Here is a 22,743-nt window from a genome sequence, read left to right on the forward strand (position 1 = left end):
TGCATTATTTATTTTTGATAAACTCGTACATAGTCTACAAGCATAGTTTGTGGAAATACTGTTTCGGCATTTGGTGGTCCTGGTAAGTTACCTCCAACTGCTACATTTAGAATAATGTAGAATGGTCGGTCATTAAACACCCATTGTCCTTCGCCATTGGTTTCTTCTTCAATATCTTCAGGCGTAATTTGATTGTAAAGTACATCATCTACATAATAGTTTATATAATTTGGACCCCACTCAATTCCGTAAACATGAAATTCTGTATCTACTCTGGTATCGTCAAAAGTGTAGGCTTTAGATACAGATTCTGCACCAGAGAAATTTGGACCATGAACAGTTCCAAATATTCGAGTTGGTTCGTTTCCAACATTTTCCATAATGTCTATCTCACCTATTCTAGGCCAAACTTCTCCATCACTATCATCTCCTAACAACCAAAATGCTGGCCACATGCCTTGTCCGTATGGCAAGCGAATACGCGCTTCAAAACGCCCATAAAGTTGTTGAAACTTATTTTTTGTTTGTAACCTAGCTGATGTGTATTGGGCACCATTAAAGTTTTCTTGTTTTGCTGTAATTAATAAAAATCCATTTTCAGTAGTTACATTATCTGTTCTATCTGTATAATATTGCAGCTCATTATTGCCCCATCCAGGAATGCCTTCAGCTGTGCCATCACCGATATCAAAATTCCATATCGATGTATCTATTTCTCCGTCTTTATCAAAATTATCTTCGAGAACTAGATTATCGAAAGTTGCAACAGTTTGGGTTTCATCGGTATTACAGCTTGATAAAAACACAAGCACTGCAAAACCAAGTAGGATATGGTTTAAGGTTTGTTTTTTTCTTATTTTCATAGTCTTTAGTTTCATTTTTTTAATAAAATATTTCAAATTTTAGTAGAAATAAATATTATCTATAAATAAGTTAGATATTGTTGGGTTTGCTGGACCATCTTCGGAATTAAACAACAATAGTCCAATACGTGATAGGTCGGTTAAACCAGAAAAGCTAGATAATGGGATGTCAAAACTTACCCAAGTATCCTGCGCAAGCTCACTACCATTTATCAAATAAGAACCAACGGTCTCAGTAGCACCGTAATTAGTGAGTTGTAATAGAAGTCTATCTCCAGACTGCAGTGCCTCTTGTACATTGATATCTATATGCAGCGTGTTAAGATTAGTAGCATTTACTGGTGCTACTGCTTCAGCTGGGAATATAACATCGTTAAATACGATACCTACAAAGTTTAAATCTGTGTAACTAATTATTGATTGGTCACCAACTGGAACAACGCCTCCTAAAGTATTTTGAAAAGGTTCAAAAAATGAATTATACCTTGATACAGGAATATCAGTATATGCATCACTAAATAAGGAAACAACAGATGATGGGTCTTGCGTTGGTGTTGGCGCAAAATCGAAAGCTCCTATAGATGTAATTTCTAATGAGCCTTCAGCTAATACTCCACCCAATTGTGCAGTAATTGTTGCAGTACCTTCGCCTATGACCGAAATTTGCCCAAGTTCGTTAACAAAAGCTACATCAATATTTGATGACTCAAAATCAAAATAAGATGGTGAAACACCTACTGTGACATTGCTTCCATCTTCAACGTTAAATGTTTGTGTTAATCCTGTAGTTCCTAGTGTTGTTCCTATAAATGATTGCTGTATTAAATCTTGTCCACTAAATATTCTTGGTCTTGGTTGTGCTACGGTACCTAAATTCTCAAAACGTAATTCATCTATCCAAAACGTAAAACCAAAACCATTAGTACTATTAGATCCTGCTGAAAATATAAACATTCCTTTCTCTTGTATTAATTTTGACGGATCCGGAATTGGTATGGTATACTTTCTCCAATCTGTTGAAAGCTGTATGTTCTCTCTTGCCACAGCAAATTTATTTTGAACAAAATCAGTACCAAAACCTGCTAAACCAACCGTAGCCGTAGTCGAACTTTTGGCCCAGAAGGTTAACGCATCAAAACCACTTAGGTCTCTACCATTTCCTCTATCTAAAAATATACCACCTATAAACCCTCCGTTTGGATCGTTAGGAGCGGGAACATCTATTCTGATTGAAGACCTTCCTTCAAAAGCTTCATTATCATCTGTCCCAAAACCATCTGGGTTTGCCCCTGCAGCTGGATCAAAGGAAACAAAAAACTCATCGGTTAAACCTACAGGTGCGTCAGTAAAAATATCTCCATCACTTGGAAACGAAGCAAACTGGACATCATCAGACAATCCCCTTTCACAGCCTAGGACGACTACAGCTATTGCCAAAAACGTGAATACTTTATTTATGTTATTAATTTTCTTCATCTTAAAAATTATTTTCCAATATTAATGTGTACATAAGTTCTAATTTCCCATTCTTGTCCATTATCAAAGCCAATAGGACTTATAGGTGGTACTGGTGGAAATGTGTTTGGAGCAACAAAATTGGGTCCAAATCTTGGTGAGAACTCATTTAAGGATCTCCAAGTACCTCTTATACCTATTCTTGTGCTTGGCAAAATAAACCAATCAGGCTTACCTAAACTAGTTGATAAGTCAACCATTAACTGTAAAGGAAATGTAAGGTTAAAGTCTCTATGGTAATCGAATGGACCCCAATCATTAATTTTTACATGTGTTTGAAGCATCATTTTCTTATAGATTGCTCTAATATCACCACCAAAACGTTTAATTAATCTATCGCTATCACCATTGGCTTGTCCGTTTCCATAATAGAAGTTACCAATTATTCCTAAATCATTAGTAAGTTTTGATACCATTCTAGAATTAATTTCCCATAAATCTTCAGCTGGAGCTGATTGTGGAAATGCAAAGAACTGTCTGTTAGCTAAGAAACCTATGTGAGCATCAGTTGTAGTTGGTAAACGACGATAGGTAAATCCTAGATTTGCTGCAAACTTCGCATCTTCTGCTCTATCATTATTCCATTCATACATCCAAGTTCCTGGTGTAGGATCGTAGGTCAACAACATTTCGTATCCATATGTCTCACGACTTCCATCACGTACTGCAAATGGGTCATCGATAACATTTCTTAATCTACCTGTACCACCAACGTCATTTGGCATAGGTGCTACTAGAGGTTTTTGATACATAAAATTTGGTGCTATCTGAAAATCTCCTTTGGAGAACGTAAATCCTGAAAGCATACTTACTCTATTTCCGCTTCCTGAATCTCGTAATCTCCAACCAGTAAAAGTTTGTGTTTGGTCTGCACCACCATTAGCTACTAAGCCCATATAACTTGCTTGACCATACCAATTGAACTGACCGCCTTGATACATAACTTTAAACTTTCCTCCCCAGTTATCAGAAGATTGTATTTTATCATTGTAGACGATATAGTTTCCAGGAGTACCTCTAACATCTTGAAATGTTACACCATTTAAAGGACTTCCTGACCAAATACCTCCTACCATTACATTAAACTTTCCGAAGTCTTTCTCAACGGCTAAAGTTGCACGCTGAGTTGGAAAAGCTGGTATAATACCACTTCGTACTTGATTGGCATCTAGTACACGTTGTCCAGTCTCAGGATCAATTTGTATTTCTGTTTGGAAATCTCTGTGGTAAATACCAGTTATATCGTAACCCTTATAATTTTTAGAATACTTGAATAACATTGTAGGGTTTGCTCCCCACCAAAGTTGAGGTCCAATAGCTGCTTTTAGCCCCTTAAAATCACCCTTTCCATCAATTTCAGCGCCTAGAATTTCACCCCCATATATGTCTAAGTTAGGTCCATAATTAGCTTCTGGGTACAGTCCAAAAAAGTCTCCTTCATAACCCCAATGGTAATGACCGGTTCTATAAAAACCTCTTAAGTCAAAATCTTTAGCGTTCCACTCAAATTCAGCATTGTAAACTTGAACTCTATTATTATCGTTTAGAATTATTTCTTCACCATTTGCTCCTTCAACAGTTACAGGCCTTGCTCTATTTTCGTAAAAAATTTCATCTATAGGGTTTTGAGCAACGTTACCAACAATATTAAAATTCACATTGGCACGCATGTTTGAAGAAGGTTTACCTTCGACTCCAATAAAATAAGACTGCATATGATCGAATCCTAATTGATTAGGAAATGCATCTGAAGTTGGATCTGGGTTATCAGGTGTTGTAATCAAGCTACCACCCGTACTGAATGTAGAAAATCTTGCACTAAGTTGGCTTATACTAAGCTTACCTCCATCTTGTGCGCCTAAGGCTGCCTTATCACCTCTGGCTTTTAAAACTGCATCCATTAAATTAATATTGTTGAAATAGTTTTCAACAAAAGCAGAATCAACGCCTTCATCATAAGGGTTTAATTGGTGTGCTTCTTTAAGTGCATAATATACAGCACGTGGATATAACTCATAAAGACCTCTTTCGTTTGTTGGACCTTTAGCACATATTCCAAACCATTCTTCATTCATATTATTACCACCTGGAGCTAAATCTCTTTTATAACCTCCATTTGCCCATGTTGCTACTGTATTGTGAACATCAAAATCTTTTGTTTGATTCCATTTCCACCATCCATCACTAGATTGAAAAGTGAAACCACCAATAGAGTTACCTGATTTACCTAATCCTGCAGCATTTTGATAAATTTCTTTCCAATTACCTATGTTATAATATGCTTGTGAATATTGATCTTCCTTATTATCCATAGCATTAAAAGCATCTGCACCAAACTCCGCAAATAAAATAGGCATATTCAATTCATCATTTACTCTCTGAAAAGCATCACTAAAAGAGATACCTCGGTACATATTAGTACCATATATATCTATATCAGTACAATATTCTTTTACTATATCTAGATATAATAAATCACCATTACAAATAGCCACAGGTACAGAATTGTCTATTTTTTTAATTTCTAATGAAGCGTCATTAAAAGCTTTGTAAAGCCCTTCAGCTGCTAACCTAGTACCTGGATCAACACCATCTATAGGTATATCTTCAGTTTCAGCTCCTGTCCAAGATAAATGATAATTATTCTCGTTACCTACCATATACAATAACAGACCTGGCGTATTTTTATACTTTTTTGCCATGTCAGTGACCTCTTTCATCAAGACTTCTCGAGTAGCTTGATCTGTATAATCTGTTTGAGGAACCCAAGCACCATTTATGGTCAAACCATATGCGCCAAACTGCGTATTAAGCATAGTATAAATTCCGTAATTTTCATAGATATACGTAATCCATTTTGGTTCTAAGCCATATGTACGTATTGCATTAACACCCATATTTTTAAATAAGGACATTTCGGAATCTAATGCAGATTTTATAATGTCATCAGATTTATTCCAGATACCTTTATCTAGTATCCCATTGCCTATTGGGACATAATCCCAATTAATACCATTGATTATCATCTGTTTGCCATTTGCAATCAGTTTTTTTCCATCAGCGTCAGACACAACGGACACTTTATTTACTTGGGCAAAAATGGATGTTGAAATTAGGATTGTGAATAATCCAAGAAAGATTTTCTTCATTATTTGAGTCTGTTTATATAATCCGAATTATTGATAATTTACTTGAGTTTTAATATAACATTTGTAAACTATCATCTCTAAAATTGTAAAGTTCATAAATATATGTTTAAATACTGTGAATTAGATAAATTACACCTAAACAAAAAACATACACTAATGAAAATGTTTTTCGATGTTGTTACTATAGTTAAACATTAGTTTTAAATAATTGATTTTTAAACTTTAAAAATTAAAAATATTCTATTTAAATTTAAAAACCAACAAAATGTTGTGGTAATATTGTATTAAAATCTATTGCGGTATGGGTGTTTTTTTTGTTTCTTAATATTGTATGGTGAAAATTAATATGGGAATGTGCAAAGACTGCAAATTCCCATATTAAAATTAATGACATGTTTTTCATGGAATTTATTCAGCTATCAGAATGAAACCCCAGTCAAAATCACCATTACCGTCCGTACTTTTTACTGTCATTTCATTAGCAGATCTGGACAGTATTTGATATTGGTGATTTCCTCCTATATAATAACCTAAAAAACCTATACCAGATAAGTTCAGAGTCTCTACCCCACCAGGAGCAGTTAAAGACCACTGTTGTGAATAATCTTCGTACACATAATTAATTATATCAGCACCATCTTGTTCACCTCCTCCAACGCCTCCAAGCTCATTAATCAATACTTCGCGTCCAAATACTGTACCTGACACATCAGTTGTTGGATCATCATTTGTATTATCAACGATATGCGTAAAGGTTCCATCCTCATTAAAAACATATCTATCATCGTACATACCTACACCCGCTTTACCCTCCGCAGGTGAAGCAAAAAATGAAAAAGGATCTCCGCCTGCTGGACCTAAGCCAAAATGACCGTTTGCTTCGCTTTTTATTCTCCAAACTCTAGAACCGTCTCCGCGTAACATTTCTAATAAATCTGCTGGTGGTTCATATAAAGATAATACATCGATATTAAAAGTAATGCTTGATGAAACTCCTCCTGTTCCTGTTGCAATTGCTGTTACTGAGAACGTATTTTCTCCAAGGATGGAAAAAATATGATCTACACCATTAGGGCCTTGAAGTTTGTTCTCTCCTTGTACAACGACTTGATAATTGATGGCATTATCTGCACTAACCATAAATCTAACTTGACCACTACCTAATCCAGGAGCTTCTGTTACGTCTAGCATTCCATCGTTATCAATATCATCTAAATAAGTAACTTCAACCTGAATATTTGTAGGTGTTATCAAATCCCCAAACTCTTGATCCTCGTCTTGGCAGCTATTAAAAGTTATAGCAATTAATAAGGCCAATATTGAGCTTATATATTTATTATTTTTCATGTGTTTATATTTATTGTTTTTTTAAGGACATATGCTGTTCGCTATTAATCATTCCATTGGGTGATAATATGTTTAGCATGCTCGTTTAATAATATATCAATTTATTAATACTTAACTCTTAATACTATAATTGAGATAAGGATACGTTATCTATATTTACTAATCCTGTTTCTGCACCTACATCAAATAACACCCTTGCATCTGTTGCTCCAAAGCCCGAGGCTGTTAATGTAAGTGTATATGTTGTTCTTACAGAAGATATATCTACTGGCTGTGATGTATTCGCAAAACTACCGCCACTGAGACCAATACCCGCAATAATGGATCTGTTGCCATCAGACCATGCATCAAAAGTCAATACATAGGTTTGATCTGCTACAATTTCCAATTTCTGACTCATATTTACATCAAAGGCATTACCTGCAGATGTGACATTAACAGAGTAATATGTATTGTTTCCATCTGTAACAACAGGTGCTGGTGAATTATCATCTACCCCAACTATCCAAGGATCGCTACCATTTTGAAAATCGCCATTGACAACTAAATTACCGTTACCCACAAAAAGGGAAACATTATCAATATTAACCAAGCCTATCTCTGCACCTAAATCAAAGAGAACTCTAGCATCAACTGCTCCAAAACCAGTGGCAGCTAACGTAAGAGAATAGGTTGTTCTATCTGTAGTGATATCTACAGGAAGAGAGTTATTTGAGAAATCTCCTCCGGAAAGGCCAATACCTGCAATAATTGACCTATTAACAGCTGACCAAGCGTCAAAAGTTAAGGTGTAAGTATTACCCTCAATGATTTCAACTTTTTGGCTAATATTTACATCAAATGCATTACCTGCAGAAGTTACATCTACAGAATAGTATGTATTACCTGCATCAGTTGTTACTGGCGCAAGATTATCATCATTTACACCGATAATCCAAGAATCACTTCCTAACTCAAAATCACCATTATTTAATAATCCATCATTAAATATTGAAGCTGCTGGGCTTTTATAGAAGTATAGATTATCTACAAATACAGTTGCTCTATTTCCTAATGCATCAAACAATAATTGTGTGACTTGAGAACGATCCATATCAAAATCATCTAAAGGAATATCTACACTTACCCATTGATCTTGAATAACATCCCCAACGTTTTCAATATCTTCTTGGGCAGGAGTTAATTGCGTGTTAACAATTTTAAATCCAAGAGTTGAACCATCTGCAGTCCAATAATCAAAATGCACAAACTCCATAGCTGTTAAATCTGTTGGATTTGTATAATCAGTAACAATACCCGTAAAAGCTAAGTTTGTATAATTGACAATATTATCACCTTCAACTTGAATTTCTGCAAATTCTGTATCGGACCAGTCTGTTGGAAATTCTGTTGTTACAATATTATCGTATGCATCACTGTAAATAGATATAACATCCGCATCTTGTCTAAATGGTGGTGTTGGTGCTGCTGTAATAGGTGCCAGAATCTCGGTCACTTCAAATTCTTCAGTATAAACAAAGGTTTCGATAGCGGCACTCATGACAGTTACAGTGATGGTGTAAGTTCCTGCTTGTAAATATTCAAAAACCAATTCTTCATCTATATTAGCTGAGAGTACATCATTATTACCGTTACCAAAATCAACTTCATACATTGTAGCAAAGTCTGCTGTAACATTGACTCTTACAGTATTAGAGACTACACCATCATTCTGAATATCGACAATGACATTTTGTGGTGGTTGAAATGAAACGATAAGTTGGTGAGATGATATTGTCTCTTTACCATTAATTGCAATAGACTTTAAGCTCACCAAATATTCGCCTTCAGAATAAACATGGTCGATACTTTCGCCGACATCTAATAGGCCTGAAGATCCTGTGCCGTCACCAAAATCTAGTTCAAATTGTACAGCTCCATCTGCATTTGGTATTAAGGTTACTAAACCTGTATTATCTTGTGTAACGCTAAATGATACACTTGTATTTGTAGGTGCCTCAGCATTACTTACAAAATTTAAATCTCTTTCTTCTGTTTCACACCCTAACATCATAATAGCGACGAAAAAGGTAAAAATATACTTTATGTTTTTCATAATCTTTTTTTTAATATCCAGGGTTTTGTTCCCATATTCCACCAGCTAAATCAATCTCTAGTTGTGGTATTGGAAATATTTCGTGTTTACCCGATTGGAATCCATCAATCTCGTTAGCAGCTCTTCCGGTACGTACTAAATCAAAAAAGTGATGACCTTCACCCACTAATTCAACACGTCTTTCGTTGTAAATAGCAGTCGTTAAATTTGTTGCTGTAAGCGTTATGTTATTGTCCGCATTACCAAAAGCTCTTTCTCTAACACGGTTTACATAACCTTGCGCTCTTGTATCATCAATGTTACCTCTATTTAATGCTTCTGCAGCCATTAATAGTACGTCAGCAAAGCGAATTGCTCTGTAATTATTTGGGTTAGTTAAATTAGCATCTCCAGTATTCGCATCGCCTTGTCTAGCAATATACTTTCTGTTGAAATAGCCAGTATGCTCAAATCCAGTAGCAAAAGTTGCACCTGTATCAGCAGCCCATGCTTCAATATCCAATATTGCTGTATCTAATCTATTGTCTCCATCTTCAAATTCATCTACAACTTCCTGTGTTGGCACATTAAAACTAAATCCAGACTCAAAAACAGGCCCATTATAGTTTCTAATACCATTAAACCCAACAGCTATATTGCCTTCGCTACATTGCAAACACCCAAAACCTGCACCTTCTTCATCTGTGTATTGGACTTCAAAAACAGATTCTACGTTGTTTTCATTATCATTTTCAAATAACGTACTATAATCCGTGACTAAGTCATAAGGCCCATTCTGTATTAAATTTTCTAAAACAGGAGCTGCTAAATCAAATTTGTCTTGATATAAATAAACCTTGCCTAAAAGCGCTTGCGCCGAACCTTTTGTAGCTTGCCCAACGATGGGCTGAACATAAGGCATATTATCAACAGCATAGATTAAATCTGCCTCTATCTGAGCATATACCTCAGCTTTTGCTGTCCGCTCTAAACCAAATTGCTCTCCAAAAAGAATTCTCTTGTCAACTACTAATGGCACATCTCCAAACCATTTCACTAACTCAAAGTAGTAATAAGCTCTTAAGAATCTCGCTTGAGCTAATATGTTTTCTTTACCCGGAAAATCTGTTTTATCCTGAAACTCAAGTATAAAGTTTGCTCTATTGACACCAGAATACATCCAACCCCATATATCTACTAATTGCTGATTGATAGGGGTATGTCTCATGTCATCAATTTCTTGAATACCAAGAACATCATTTGCATTTTCTCCTCCAGCTAAAGTATTATCAGAAGCAATTTCTCCTAACATTACATTTATATACGTAGTTTGAAGTAAATCATAGGCTCCAATAAGAGCATCTTCATAATCTTGTTGTGAATTGAAAAATGCATCTGAATTTTCAAATGGAGCTTCAACGTCCACAAAATCGTCGCCACATGATGCTACCAAAAGCGTAGCTATCATTATATATATTATTTTTTTTGTCTTTATCATGGCCTTAAAATTTTAAATTCATTCCTAATAAAAAGGTTCTCGGATTTGGATAGAAACCATTATCGATACCTCCTCCAATTGGAGCTCCTGATGATGTTGTTGGGTCATATCCTTGATACTCAGTCAGTGTGAAAAGATTTTGGACTGATACATAGAATCTCATTTTACTTATTGTACTATCTTCAAGAAAATCATCTGACAAACTGTATCCCAATTGCACATTTTGAAGTCTAACAAATGAACCATCTTCAACATAAAAATCAGAGAAAAGTATGTTTGAGTTTGCCCCTGTTGTTACTCTAGGAAAGGTGTTACTCGTTCCAGGCCCAGTCCATCTATCTAAATAATTAATAGTCCTATTGGTCAATCTTTCATTACGCTCATAATTTCTTACGATATCATTTCCTACTGAAGCAAAAGCATAGGCTATAAAATCAAAATTCTTGTATTCTAAGTTTAGATTTAATCCAAACGTCATATCAGGGATTGGATTACCAATATTTGTACGATCATCGTCATCAATGACACCGTCATTGTTTATATCAACAAAAATCAAATCACCAGGTCTAACGTTATCATTTATTGTTGCAGAATTATCTATTTCACTTTGCGTCTGGTATATTCCAGCGGTTTTAAATCCACGAAAATAGCCTATTGGTAACCCAGCCTCCATCCTAGAAGGAAAATCTTGACCAATACTAAATGCGCCTCCAGGAACAAAATCCACATCTTCAGCAACTTCAATTACCTCATTGTTCAATGTAGTCATGTTAAATCTAGCTGAGACTTTAAATTCATTGGTAGGGTCATTAGAATATCCTAAGGCAATTTCTAGACCACTATTCTCGATAATACCAGCATTTACAACAGGAGGTAAAGCTCCTGGAGCATTTGGACCTAGTAAACCACTAACTGGTGATGTAATTAATAAATCTTCGGTGCGTCTTTTATAATAATCTAATGTCAAATCAAATCTATTATTCAAGAATCTAGCATCTATACCAACATCAAATGTTTTCTGTTTTTCCCATTTAATACCAGGGTTAGCAATAATTCCAGTCGCTACACCAAATGCTCGAGTATTATTGTAAACATAAGTTGCTTCTCCTCCTAGGGTTGACACAAAAGCAAAAGTAGGAATTCTATCATTACCGAGAATACCATAAGATGCTCTTACTTTTAGAAAATCAATAAAATTATTATCCGCTAAAAAGTCTTCGTCTGAAGCCACCCAACCTGTTGATACAGAAGGGAACCAACCGAATTTATTTTCTGGTCCAAAGTTAGATGAGCCATCTCGTCTTATTACAGCAGACAAAAGATATTTACCTTTGTAATCATATTGAAATCTTCCAAAATATGATAATAAACGTGAGTCAAAGAATGGATTATTGGGTAAGCCTACAAACAAACTTTCTGATTCAGTAGCATTTTCTATGCTTGCATCTTGAATAGAGTTGCTTGGAATACCAAATCCCCTAAACCCTCTATAAAAGCCTTCTGATTTAAATATTGAAGTTCCTAATAAGACTTTAACATTATGAGTGTCGTCATAAAGTTTTTCATACTTCAAAAATGCATCAAAGGTATAATCTCTGAAAATATTAGCTGTTTCTACAATTTCTTCTCTTCCTCGATTTACATTAAATACCTTTCCACTTCCATAATTTCGTGAAGGTCTAAATATTTTTGCCTTATCATCTGAATAGTTGAACTGATAATTTACTTGAGCTGTAAAATCATTTAAGAAGTTATATGATAAACCGACAACGCCACTTATTCTATTTACCTGGCCCCTATCATAGGTATCAGCTATTTGGTCTAGAGGATTAATTACCTCATTTCCTAATCCCTCTGCCAAAGCCCCTCTAACACCTTCTATGGTTGGAGCAATGTTTAAAGCATTAAAAAGAACAGAACCAATACCTCCTTCATTTAGTCTATTTCTATTTGTATAATTCCAAATTACACCAGCATTAAACTTGAAGTTATCTAAGAAATCGAGACTGTAATTTAAGCTTTGATTAAATCTTGTAAAATTAGCGCTATTCCCGCCTACAATACCATCTTGAGAAAAAATTGAGCTACCATAAGCAAAAGTTTGATTTTCGCTACCACCACGTATACTTACTGCTGTACTATATTGTGCTGCATTTTGAAAGATTTCATCTTGCCAATCTGTACCCTGACCTAAGTCAGCAACATTAGTAAATGGCAAAGGATCTCCTGCAGCTGCAAAAGCTTCGTTAGCTAATAACGCGTATTCTGTTGCATTGAGTGTTGGTAATTTTCTAGTTGTCTGCTGAAAACCTCCAAAAGCATTAATTTCTACAGTTAATGGCATATTTTTTCTACCTGTTTTGGTTTTAATAAGAATTACACCATTGGCAGCTCTTACACCGTAGATACCAGCAGTAGCATCCTTAAGAACGTTTACACTTTCAATGTCGTTAGGATTTAAAACACTCAAATCTTCAATTACGTTACCATCAACTAATATTAACGGTCTATTATCGCCATTGGTAGAAACACCTCTGATATTAATAGTTAAACCAGCTCCCGGAGCACCAGAGGTAGATGTAATATTAACACCAGCTACTTGTCCTTGTAGAGCCTGCTCTACTCTTGTAGGTTTTAATTCTTCTATGGTACTACTTGAAATTACAGAAACTGCACCTGTAACTTCCTTCTTTTTTTGGGTACCATAACCAATTACTACTATTTCATTAAGAGATTCTGCATCTTCAACAAGATTTACTGTAATTGGGTTTGCATCAATAATTGTAACCTCTTGAGTTTTGAAACCTACGTAAGAGAATACTAGTGTAGAATTTAGCGGAACGTCACTGAGCGTGAAATTTCCATCAAAGTCTGTTGAAGTTCCTTTGGTTGTATTTTTCAAAATGACGTTTACCCCTGGCAAAGGACCACCCGTGGACGCCTCGACTACTGTACCCCTTACATCTATATTTTGAGCATACACAACGGATGCAAAAAAAGCAAAGAATATTGTAAAAATTTTTAAATTCATAAGTTAATTTGATTAGTGCACTAAAATTAATAACTGTAGTGTTTTAAGACTGGTTTATCACCTATACAAAAAATATACAGAATTGATTTTTTGAAATAAACTTTACAAATCTGTGATAAAAAATCTGGTTTTAAACAGATTACATAAATAATCGAAACAAAAATATTATAGACTATAAATTTTATTGTTATTGTAAAAATTAATTTGTTGTGGCTATGTTGTGTTATTTTAAAACCATATACTTTGCTTATATCTCCAAAATATGATTTGTTAAACTGGCCTCATGTGGTAATTTCATCTTTTTACGCAAACGATATCGTTTAACTTCTACACTTCGATGAGAAATATTTAAAAGTGGCGCAATTTCTTTAGAAGAAAGATTAAGTCTAAGGTATGCACAGAGTTTTAGATCGTTAGGGGTAAGTACTGAATACTTCTTTTTAATTTTCTTTAAAAAGTCCTTATCAGCATTATTGAAAGCTTCTTCAAAAAATTTCCAGTCTTCAGTATTATTAATGTTTCTATCAATAATTTTAATAATCTTATTGAGTTCCTTTCCTGTTTCTAAAGTGTTTAACTCTCTTTTTAAAGTATTAAGAAACTCATTCTTTCTTATAAGCGTCATTGTAGACAAGCCTAACTCTCTATTCTTGTTCTCGATATCCTGCTGTAGACTCTTATTTTTATATGCCATAAGTTGTCTCTGGTTCTCCAAATCTTTTATTTCAAGCTCTTTTGCTTTTGCTTTTAACAATGCTTTCTTTTGCTTTTTATAATATAGTCTATTGAAATATTGTATCGTAGCTGCTATAATAAGAAAAAGGAATATATACCCTATTATTGCTATTGGCTTTAGGTACCAAGGTTTTTCTAAAGAAAAATTGAAAGAAGCCGTATTAGACGATAGATTATTACCTACTTTTGCTTTGACCTCAAAAGTGTAGTCTCCATATGGTAGGTTCTCAAATAAAACATTAGATTGGTTTGACCATGCACTCCAAGTATCATAAATCCCAAGTAGCCTGTATTGGTATAGAGATGGAGAGAGCTTATTATAATCTGGCACACTAAAATTAAATTGCAAATTATTCTGTTTATTCTTTAACTTCACCTCACTAGAAATATCAATAGGTAGGACGTCTTGCTTTAATGTAGAATACGATGCATTGTTGATAGAAATTTTGTATTGCTTATTACTAAATCTATCTAAATCAATAATTAAATATCCATCTGTTGTTCCAAGTAGATATAAATTATATTTGAGGTAAAGAATATTTTCAAAACCCAGTTTACTTTGTCTCAAATCGCTCGGCAAATCAATTGTTTCTACTGACGGTGTATCTGTAAGCTTTCCAGGCTGAACAAATATGAGTTGATTTTTTAAAAACCCCCAAAGGACATTATCTGCTTCATTATATACCAGCTTACCAGAAACATAGTCGGAATTTGAAAAAGCGTTCTTAAAAATTGAATTACTTTCAAAAGTGTTATCCTTCTTATTATAAGAGAACAAACCATCTTCATAGTTATATAGTACGTCTCCTTTATATCTAATTAAACTAGAGCCTATGCTTTTACCAATATCAATCTGACTATGACTCAGTACAGTCATAAAGTCATCATCTAGTTTTAGCTTATATACACCCTTGTATTCATGACTTACTAAAATTTCTGTAGTGCTAACAAATTCGAAATAACGAGAAGATATATCAAAACCCTCAATTTTATGACTTAATTTCCAATTCCCCGTTTGTGCTTTTTCAATAATACTTAACCCATTATAACTTCCTTGAATAAGTTGATTGATTCTATTAGGAGCTTTTTTAATTGACCAAATACCCTCTTTTGAAGAGATAAGAGTTGCTATACTATCCTTAATCTCAAAACTTCCTTTATCGTGACCACAAAATAATGTCCCATCTATTTGTTTTAGAAACCAAACTTGCCCTTTTGTTCCTTCTACCAATTCAAAGTTTCCATTAGTATTAATTGGCTTATAGAACAAACCTTGATTTGTTCCTAGATATAAATTTTTTTCTGTTTTCTCAGAAGCATAAACCGTACCTAAATATCCTTGCCCATCAGTGTAAACTCGATATGGTGAATCTAAATTCAAGACATTAACACCATTATCTAAACCTAGCCAAACATTTCCTGTCACATCCTGAAAGGTCGAAAGCACAGTATTATTAGAAAGACCAGAATTTTTATTTATCTGGAATAGTAAATTTCCTTCTTTATCCAACTTTATAACACCATTAGAAATTGTACCTAAAATAAAGTTTCCATTTCTTAATCTAATACTACTGTAAACGCTAACTTGATCTAAAATAGCATTAGATGTAATATCCCATTTTGTTATAGCATTATCCCGATATTCATAAAATCCAAAATCTTCTGTATGGAAGAGTAAACTATTATTATACTCATAAATATTTACTAGCTCCTTGTCTCTAATAATAATGTCGTTGGTAACGAGAATTGGTTTTCCGTTCTCAATTTTAGATATTCCTATGCCTTGCTCTTGAAAGTATATAGCCTCACCTAACTTAAACGCTTTAATTATTTTTGACTTTGAACCGATAATACCAAAGCTATTACTCGCTGTATTAAAAATATAGATACGGTCTAATGATTGAAATAGAACAAATTCTTCAAAAGGAATAATATTCCAGAACTCTTCATCTTCAATGAGTTCTTCTTCTAAATTATTGATTAACGACTGATACACTAGTCTTCCAAATGCATCTCTTTGCCAGTATCCAAAATCCATATAACTACCCGTGTAAATGAAGTCATTAATTACAGCAACTGACCTTACGATAGTCTGATTGGGCATTTTATAAGTATTCCATCGTGCTCCATTATATTCTAGTAGTCCTTTATTATTAGCCACATAAATATTTTTATCCTCACTCTGATCTATGGACCAGTTTTGATTACCTGCATTATAATTTTGAGAAGTAAATTGCTCAATAGGAGGTATTTCTTGAGAAAAAACAAAACTCAAATTGAAGAATAAAAAAGCGCTTAAAAAAAAATTGAATGTCGGTATTCTTAACTTTTCAAAAGGCATGATATTTTTTTTGTTAAGGTAGTAAAAAGATTTAAAAGACCTAAAAACAAGTTTTTTTTGGAATAAAAATTCAAAAATGTATAGGTATTGTTGACAGTACAACATGTATGTAGGTCAATAATGATGAATCTTTAGAAAATTAGGATTTCAAAATTCTAAACAGAAAGTAGGTTAAGCTTAAGATTTCTAAAGCAATAAAATTTAGATAAGTACTTGATAAAAAAAGAATTGATTTCTATATAAAACAAAAAAAGTCACGCGTAATGCATGACTTTTTATCTGTACTGAAGGCGGGACTTGAACCCGCACGACCCAAGGGTCATTGGATTTTAAGTCCAACGTGTCTACCAATTCCACCACTTCAGCATCTTGATTGTAAAACTACAATCAAACTTGGTATGTTATAATTGAGCGAAAGATGGGATTTGAACCCACGACCTCCACCTTGGCAAGGTGATGCTCTACCCCTGAGCTACTTTCGCAATTTTTTAATGAACTAATTCGCTTTTAAAGCGGAAGCAAATTTAAACTATTTATTAAAAATGCAAAGTATATTTTAAAAATAAATTGAAATTATTTTTATAAGAATTTTAAGCTTGTTTTTTCTTTTGAAGCATGCGTTTTATTTCATTCAGTTTCATTAACGCTTCAACAGGAGTTAATGTGTCTATGTCGGTATGTAAGATTTCATCTTTAATTTCTTCTAATAACGGGTCATCTAAATTGAAAAAGCTTAATTGTAAATCATCATTTAAGTTTTTTACTTTATCTGTTAACTCTTCGCTAGAATGTGACTTTTCAAGTTTTGATAAAATTTTATTTGCACGTCGTATCACTTGTTGCGGCATTCCTGCCATTTTTGCAACATGTATACCAAAGCTATGCTCACTTCCACCTTCTACCAACTTCCGTACAAAAAGCACATTATCTTTAAGTTCTTTAACGGCAACATTGAAGTTTTTAATTCTTCCAAATGTCTCCGTCATTTCATTTAACTCATGATAATGCGTAGCGAAAAGTGTTTTAGGTTGTGCTGGATGTTCGTGCAAATATTCGCTAATTGCCCAGGCAATAGAAATGCCATCATACGTGCTTGTTCCGCGACCAATCTCGTCGAGAAGTACTAAGCTTCGTTTTGAAATATTATTCAAAATAGAAGCTGTTTCATTCATCTCTACCATAAATGTAGATTCGCCCATTGAGATGTTATCACTGGCACCAACACGCGTAAAGATCTTATCTACTAAACCAATTCTCGCTTCTTTTGCAGGCACAAAACTCCCAATTTGAGCCAATAAAACAATCAATGCTGTTTGCCTTAAAATCGCTGATTTACCTGACATATTTGGTCCAGTTATCATTATAATTTGTTGGGATGCTCTATCTAAAAAAACATCGTTGGCAATATATGCTTCGCCAAGTGGCAATTGCCTTTCGATTACAGGATGACGCCCATCCTTTATTTCTAAATCATAACTATCGTCAATCTGCGGATAATTGTAATCGTTTGCTTTTGCCAAACTTGCAAATCCGCATAAACAATCAAGTTGCCCAATTAATTGAGCATTTTGTTGTACTTGTAAAATAAACTGGTGCATCCAAGTGACCAAATCAACAAATAATTGCTGTTCTATGGCTAGAATTCGCTCTTCAGCACCGAGAATTTTAGCTTCGTATTGTTTTAATTCTTCAGTAATGTAACGTTCAGCATTAACCAATGTTTGCTTTCGTATCCATTCTCCAGGCACTTTATCTTTATGAAGATTGCGAACTTCTATATAATAACCAAACACATTATTTGAGGCTATTTTAAGCGAGGTTATTCCAGTACGCTCACTTTCACGTTGCAGCATACTATCTAGATAGTCTTTACCAGATTTTGACAAACCTCTAAGCTCATCTAACTCTGCTGAGAAACCTTCTGCTATTGTATGACCTTTTAAAACATTTACCGGTGCTTCCTCGTTAAGTGTTTCTTTAATTTTTTCACGAAGCAGATCGCAATTATTCAAATTACCACCGAGAATTTTTAAGGCTTCATTATCGCACGCTCGAGCAACAGATTTAATCGGGACAATCGCTTCCAACGAATTTTTAAGCTGAATAACTTCTCTTGGACTCACCTTTGTAGTCGCAATTTTTGATATCAAACGTTCTATGTCGCCGATGTGCTTTATTTGATTCTGGATTTTTTGTAATTCCGATTCATTATTCAATAAATACTGTACAACCTCATGACGCTGTTTTATCTTATCGGCATGTTTCAACGGTAACGCCAACCAACGTTTCAAAGTACGCCCACCCATTGCAGAAATCGTTTTATCTATAACATTTATAAGCGTGACAGCGTTGGTGTTTGTAGAATGGTATAATTCTAAATTTCGGATGGTAAATTTATCCATCCAAACATAATCGTCAGTTGCAATTCTTGAAATTGTTGTAATATGCTCCAACTTATTATGCCGCGTTTCACTTAAATAATGAAGCACAACACCTGAAGCAATTATACCTTCGTATAAATCTTCAATACCATAACCTTTTAATGTTTTTGTATCGAAGTGTTTTATTAATGTTTCATTAGCATAATCGGCTTGAAACACCCAATCTTCGAGATAAAAAGTATGAAAATCATTTCCGAAGGTTTCAGTAAACTCATTTCTACATTTTTTTGAAATTAAAACTTCACTCGGACTAAAATTTTGAAGTAATTTATCTGCATATTCTGCATTACCTTGTGACGTTAAAAACTCGCCTGTAGAAACATCTAAAAACGAAATACCAATGTACTTTTTATCAAAGTGAACAGCACATAAAAAGTTGTTCGATTTAGAATGTAAGATATCATCATTAAGTGCAACACCTGGCGTTACCAATTCTGTCACACCTCGTTTTACAATTTTTTTAGTTTGTTTTGGGTCTTCGAGTTGGTCACAAATTGCCACACGTTCTCCAGCTTTAACCAACTTTGGCAAATAGGTATTTAATGAATGATGCGGAAAACCCGCCAATTCTGTTTCACTCTCACTACCTGCACCGCGTTTAGTTAAAATAATATCTAAAATCTTAGAAGCTTTTATGGCATCACTACCAAAAGTCTCATAAAAATCCCCAACACGAAATAACAACAAAGCATCAGGGTACTTTACCTTTATAGCATTGTATTGCTTCATTAGTGGTGTTACTTTTTTTACCTTTTTAGCCAAGAGTTTTGTGTATTTTTGCCGAGATAGTTATCGGGATTGTAAGATTGCTAATGTAGCTAAATACCTTAGTTTTATAAAGCGATTATACTAGAAGTTATCTACAAAAAAACCAAGATTTCAACATGCGAAAATTAAAAAATAGCGAATTAGACCGTTTAGATATTAGCGAATTTAAACAGGCAGAAAAATCGCCAATAATTATTGTTTTAGATAATATTAGAAGTCTAAATAATATCGGTTCTGTCTTTAGAACAAGCGATGCGTTTTTGATTGAAAAAATCTATTTATGTGGCATAACAGCAAAACCGCCTCATAACGATATCCGTAAAACCGCCTTAGGAAGCACCGAAACGGTAACTTGGGAATATGCCAAAAATACTATTGAAGTTATCGAAAAACTAAAATCCGAAAACGTAAAAATTTGCGCAATCGAACAAGTAGAAAACGCCACAATGCTCAACGATTTTAAACCTCAACCTGAAAATAAACACGCCTTTGTTTTTGGAAATGAAGTTAAAGGTGTATCTCAAGATGTTGTTGATGCTAGTGATGTGGTTCTTGAAATTCCACAATTTGGAACGAAGCATTCTTTGAACATTTCTGTGAGTTGTGGTGTTGTGGTTTGGGATGTTTTTGCGAAGTTAAAAAAGAAGCCTATCTAAATCTTTCCTGAGGAAGACTTTTTTACTATTGCCTTAAAGTTAAATCTATTGAAAAATTTAAAAAAATCTTGGCCAACAAAAGCCGTAATGCAACAAATCTACGAGCAGCATTTTTGGGGTGGAAATGATTATGATTTTTATTCTGGAGAAGGCTCACATAAAGCTAAAATTATTGAAGCTTATATTGAAGCTGTATCTGAGTTTCTAAAGTCAAAGAACAATACACTTACAGTTTTAGATTTGGGTTGTGGCGATTTTAATATTGGAAAACATTTTGTACCCTATTCTAAAAAATATATTGCAGTAGATATTGTAGATAATTTGATTAAAAGAAATATAACTAAATTTCAAGTTGAAAATTTAGAATTCCGCTGTCTTGATATTTCAAAAGATAAATTACCAAAAGCAGATTGCGTGATTTTAAGACAAGTGCTTCAGCATCTATCTAACTCTGAAATTAAAGCTATTTTAAAAATGCTTTCAAACTATAAATATATTATCTTAACGGAGCATTTACCCTTGGGAGATTTTACGCCGAATAAAGATAAGGTCACTAACTTAGGTATTCGTTTAAAGCAAAATAGCGGAGTTACTGTTTTGGCTTCGCCTTTTAACTTTAAAATTTCATCGAAAAGGGTTTTAAACGAAATTGTTTTAGAAAATAGTAAAGGTAGAATTGAGACACTCTTGCTTACCTTATAGGAATCCAAATTTCCTCCTCATTTTCTACTTGCATTGGGTTGTAGCTTGGTGGTAATTTTTCGAAATGCGGACGATTATCCAACTCAAAGTTTTTTGATGCTAACCAAGTAGAATGTAGTTCGCGCCACAATTCAATAAATTGTTGCACTGAACCTTTAAAATTAATCACTACGTATTTTCCTTTTGAAATGGTTAACGTATCCAAACCTTCTGGTATGTTATTAAAATTATTGACCATTACTCCAATCCATTTTTCAAACGTTTGATGCGGATTAAATTTTTCAAAATCAAAAGTATCATACTGTTGAAGTGAAATCGTAAAATCATCTGCACGTTCGTCTATTTCGCTCAACCTTGGCATAAATTTTCGTGCTATTTGCCTAGTAATTTGACCATTATTAGTAAAACTTACTTCAGCTTTTACACCGACAATTTTAATGCTACCTAATTCAACTATCTTGTACTCCATCAATTTAATTGGTTTAATATCCAAAGATAATCTTCTCTGTTTTTTACAAAATCCCGATCAGAAATATCAATGATTTTAACGTTTAAATCTGTTTGAGATTTTAAAAACTCTAAATATCTTGAATTTAATTTTTCGAGATATTCATCCTTGATATCACTCTCATACTTTCGCCCACGCTGTTTTATATTGGCTTGTAAACGCTCTGTGTTTTGATAGAGGTATACATACAAATCTGGCTTTGCAATGTCTTTATATACTTGATAAAATAATTTAAGATACAAACGGAATTCATCTTCAGGCAAGGTCACTTTAGAGAAAATCAGTGATTTATTAACGTCGTAGTCACTAACCATAAAATCTTTAAACAAGTCTAATTGCGATAAATCGTCACTAATTTGTTGATATCTATCTGCCAAAAAAGACATCTCTAAAGTAAAAGCATAGCGTTCAGGTTCCTTATAGAACTTTGGTAAAAACGGATTATCTGCAAAACGTTCTAAAATAAGTTTTGCATTAAAATCGTTTGAAATTTTATTTGCTAAACTTGTTTTTCCTGCGCCAATGTTTCCTTCAATTGCAATGTAATTGTAGTTTCCAAATGTGTAAGACTTTCTTGGGTTTTTAAGCCAAATATTAATCGATTCAATTTCTGAACCGTCTTCACAGACTTCAAAAAGCTCTTCAATGGTCTTATCCAAAATAGGATGTTTAAAATCTTTTACAATATTTAGTAAAGGCTGTAAAACAAACTTTCGGTTTTGGATTTGTGGATGTGGGACAATGAGATTTTTCTCGTTAATAACCTCATCTTCAAAAAGTAAAATATCTAAATCTATCTCTCGAGACTGATAGCCGTTTTCAGATTTTTTTGTTCTTCCGAGTTGCTTTTCTATATCCTGTAAAATCTTAAGAAGTTTCCTTGGCTTCAGCTCTGTTTCTACTACAATGCAAGCATTATAAAAATCATCACCATCAAAACCAACAGCGGATGTTTTGTATACGTTAGATAGCTTTTTTATAGCACCAATGTTTTTAAAAATAGTATCTACAGCCAACTGCAAATATTGCAATTTGTTTCCCTTATTACTGCCTAGTGCTATGTAAACGCGTTTTGGTGGTTTCATTGGATTGGCAAAATAATCAAAAGAAATATT

The 22,743-nt window shown here is 33.9% G+C and carries 13 protein-coding genes and 2 tRNA genes; 2 read left to right on the forward strand and 13 right to left on the reverse strand.

Annotation, left to right across the window (positions count from 1 at the left end; all coding sequences use genetic code 11):
• Positions 1-8 precede the first annotated feature (8 nt).
• The 11 genes from HKP48_RS02135 to mutS form a co-directional block, all read right to left on the reverse strand.
• Positions 9-863: a glycoside hydrolase family 16 protein gene (locus tag HKP48_RS02135; protein ID WP_296342328.1), complete on the reverse strand. Its 855-nt coding sequence runs from the start codon at positions 861-863 to the stop codon at positions 9-11.
• A 39-nt stretch (positions 864-902) separates the two neighbouring features.
• Positions 903-2,339 carry a carbohydrate-binding protein gene (locus tag HKP48_RS02140; RefSeq protein WP_296342330.1) on the reverse strand — a complete coding sequence of 479 codons (1,437 nt, stop codon included), beginning with the start codon at positions 2,337-2,339 and terminating at the stop codon, positions 903-905.
• A gap of 8 nt (positions 2,340-2,347) precedes the next feature.
• Positions 2,348-5,527, reverse strand: coding sequence for a glycoside hydrolase family 2 TIM barrel-domain containing protein (locus HKP48_RS02145; protein ID WP_296342332.1), 3,180 nt, complete (start codon positions 5,525-5,527; stop codon positions 2,348-2,350).
• Positions 5,528-5,935: 408 nt separating this feature from the next.
• Positions 5,936-6,844: a glucan endo-1,3-beta-D-glucosidase gene (locus HKP48_RS02150; RefSeq protein WP_296342334.1), complete on the reverse strand. Its 909-nt coding sequence runs from the start codon at positions 6,842-6,844 to the stop codon at positions 5,936-5,938.
• 154 nt (positions 6,845-6,998) lie between these two features.
• On the reverse strand, positions 6,999-8,969 hold the full coding sequence (locus HKP48_RS02155; protein WP_296342336.1) for a carbohydrate binding domain-containing protein: 1,971 nt from the start codon (positions 8,967-8,969) through the stop codon (positions 6,999-7,001).
• A gap of 10 nt (positions 8,970-8,979) precedes the next feature.
• Positions 8,980-10,446 (reverse strand): RagB/SusD family nutrient uptake outer membrane protein, encoded by a 1,467-nt coding sequence (locus HKP48_RS02160; RefSeq protein WP_296342338.1) that lies wholly within the window; start codon positions 10,444-10,446, stop codon positions 8,980-8,982.
• A 4-nt stretch (positions 10,447-10,450) separates the two neighbouring features.
• The gene (locus HKP48_RS02165; protein ID WP_296342340.1) at positions 10,451-13,477 is read right to left on the reverse strand and encodes a TonB-dependent receptor; all 3,027 of its coding nucleotides are present in this window, start codon (positions 13,475-13,477) and stop codon (positions 10,451-10,453) included.
• Positions 13,478-13,724: 247 nt separating this feature from the next.
• Positions 13,725-16,487, reverse strand: coding sequence for a triple tyrosine motif-containing protein (locus tag HKP48_RS02170; RefSeq protein ID WP_296342343.1), 2,763 nt, complete (start codon positions 16,485-16,487; stop codon positions 13,725-13,727).
• A 348-nt stretch (positions 16,488-16,835) separates the two neighbouring features.
• Positions 16,836-16,919, reverse strand: a tRNA-Leu gene (locus tag HKP48_RS02175).
• Positions 16,920-16,963: 44 nt separating this feature from the next.
• Positions 16,964-17,035, reverse strand: a tRNA-Gly gene (locus HKP48_RS02180).
• A 108-nt stretch (positions 17,036-17,143) separates the two neighbouring features.
• The gene (mutS, locus tag HKP48_RS02185) at positions 17,144-19,756 is read right to left on the reverse strand and encodes a DNA mismatch repair protein MutS (protein ID WP_296342345.1); all 2,613 of its coding nucleotides are present in this window, start codon (positions 19,754-19,756) and stop codon (positions 17,144-17,146) included.
• 122 nt (positions 19,757-19,878) lie between these two features.
• On the opposite strand from mutS, the gene HKP48_RS02190 reads away from it, so the two are divergent.
• Together HKP48_RS02190 and HKP48_RS02195 are read left to right on the forward strand one after the other, a co-directional pair.
• Positions 19,879-20,418, forward strand: a complete 540-nt coding sequence (locus tag HKP48_RS02190) for an RNA methyltransferase (RefSeq protein ID WP_296342347.1) — start codon at positions 19,879-19,881, stop codon at positions 20,416-20,418.
• Between the two features lie 48 nt (positions 20,419-20,466).
• Complete coding sequence (locus HKP48_RS02195) at positions 20,467-21,120, forward strand: methyltransferase domain-containing protein (RefSeq protein ID WP_363928577.1); 654 nt, start codon at positions 20,467-20,469, stop codon at positions 21,118-21,120.
• On the opposite strand, the gene HKP48_RS02200 is transcribed toward HKP48_RS02195, so the two are convergent.
• Positions 21,110-21,589, reverse strand: a complete 480-nt coding sequence (locus tag HKP48_RS02200; protein WP_296342348.1) for a GyrI-like domain-containing protein — start codon at positions 21,587-21,589, stop codon at positions 21,110-21,112. The genes HKP48_RS02195 and HKP48_RS02200 overlap by 11 nt on opposite strands.
• A complete protein-coding gene (folK, locus tag HKP48_RS02205) occupies positions 21,589-22,713 on the reverse strand; it encodes a 2-amino-4-hydroxy-6-hydroxymethyldihydropteridine diphosphokinase (RefSeq protein ID WP_296342349.1) in 1,125 nt (374 codons plus the stop codon). The genes HKP48_RS02200 and folK overlap by 1 nt, the downstream gene beginning before the upstream one ends.
• Positions 22,714-22,743 lie beyond the last annotated feature (30 nt).

Source organism: Winogradskyella sp. (assembly GCF_013042245.1).
In the GTDB taxonomy this organism is placed as follows: Bacteria; Bacteroidota; Bacteroidia; order Flavobacteriales; family Flavobacteriaceae; genus Winogradskyella.

Coding starts and splice junctions, on each gene's coding strand:
- HKP48_RS02160 (WP_296342338.1), bottom strand. CDS start 10,446: ATGATAAAGACAAAAAAAATAATATATATAATGATAGCTACGCTTTTG.
- HKP48_RS02140 (WP_296342330.1), bottom strand. CDS start 2,339: ATGAAGAAAATTAATAACATAAATAAAGTATTCACGTTTTTGGCAATA.
- HKP48_RS02200 (WP_296342348.1), bottom strand. CDS start 21,589: ATGGAGTACAAGATAGTTGAATTAGGTAGCATTAAAATTGTCGGTGTA.
- folK (WP_296342349.1), bottom strand. CDS start 22,713: ATGAAACCACCAAAACGCGTTTACATAGCACTAGGCAGTAATAAGGGA.
- HKP48_RS02135 (WP_296342328.1), bottom strand. CDS start 863: ATGAAAATAAGAAAAAAACAAACCTTAAACCATATCCTACTTGGTTTT.
- HKP48_RS02190 (WP_296342347.1), top strand. CDS start 19,879: ATGCGAAAATTAAAAAATAGCGAATTAGACCGTTTAGATATTAGCGAA.
- HKP48_RS02155 (WP_296342336.1), bottom strand. CDS start 8,969: ATGAAAAACATAAAGTATATTTTTACCTTTTTCGTCGCTATTATGATG.
- HKP48_RS02145 (WP_296342332.1), bottom strand. CDS start 5,527: ATGAAGAAAATCTTTCTTGGATTATTCACAATCCTAATTTCAACATCC.
- HKP48_RS02165 (WP_296342340.1), bottom strand. CDS start 13,477: ATGAATTTAAAAATTTTTACAATATTCTTTGCTTTTTTTGCATCCGTT.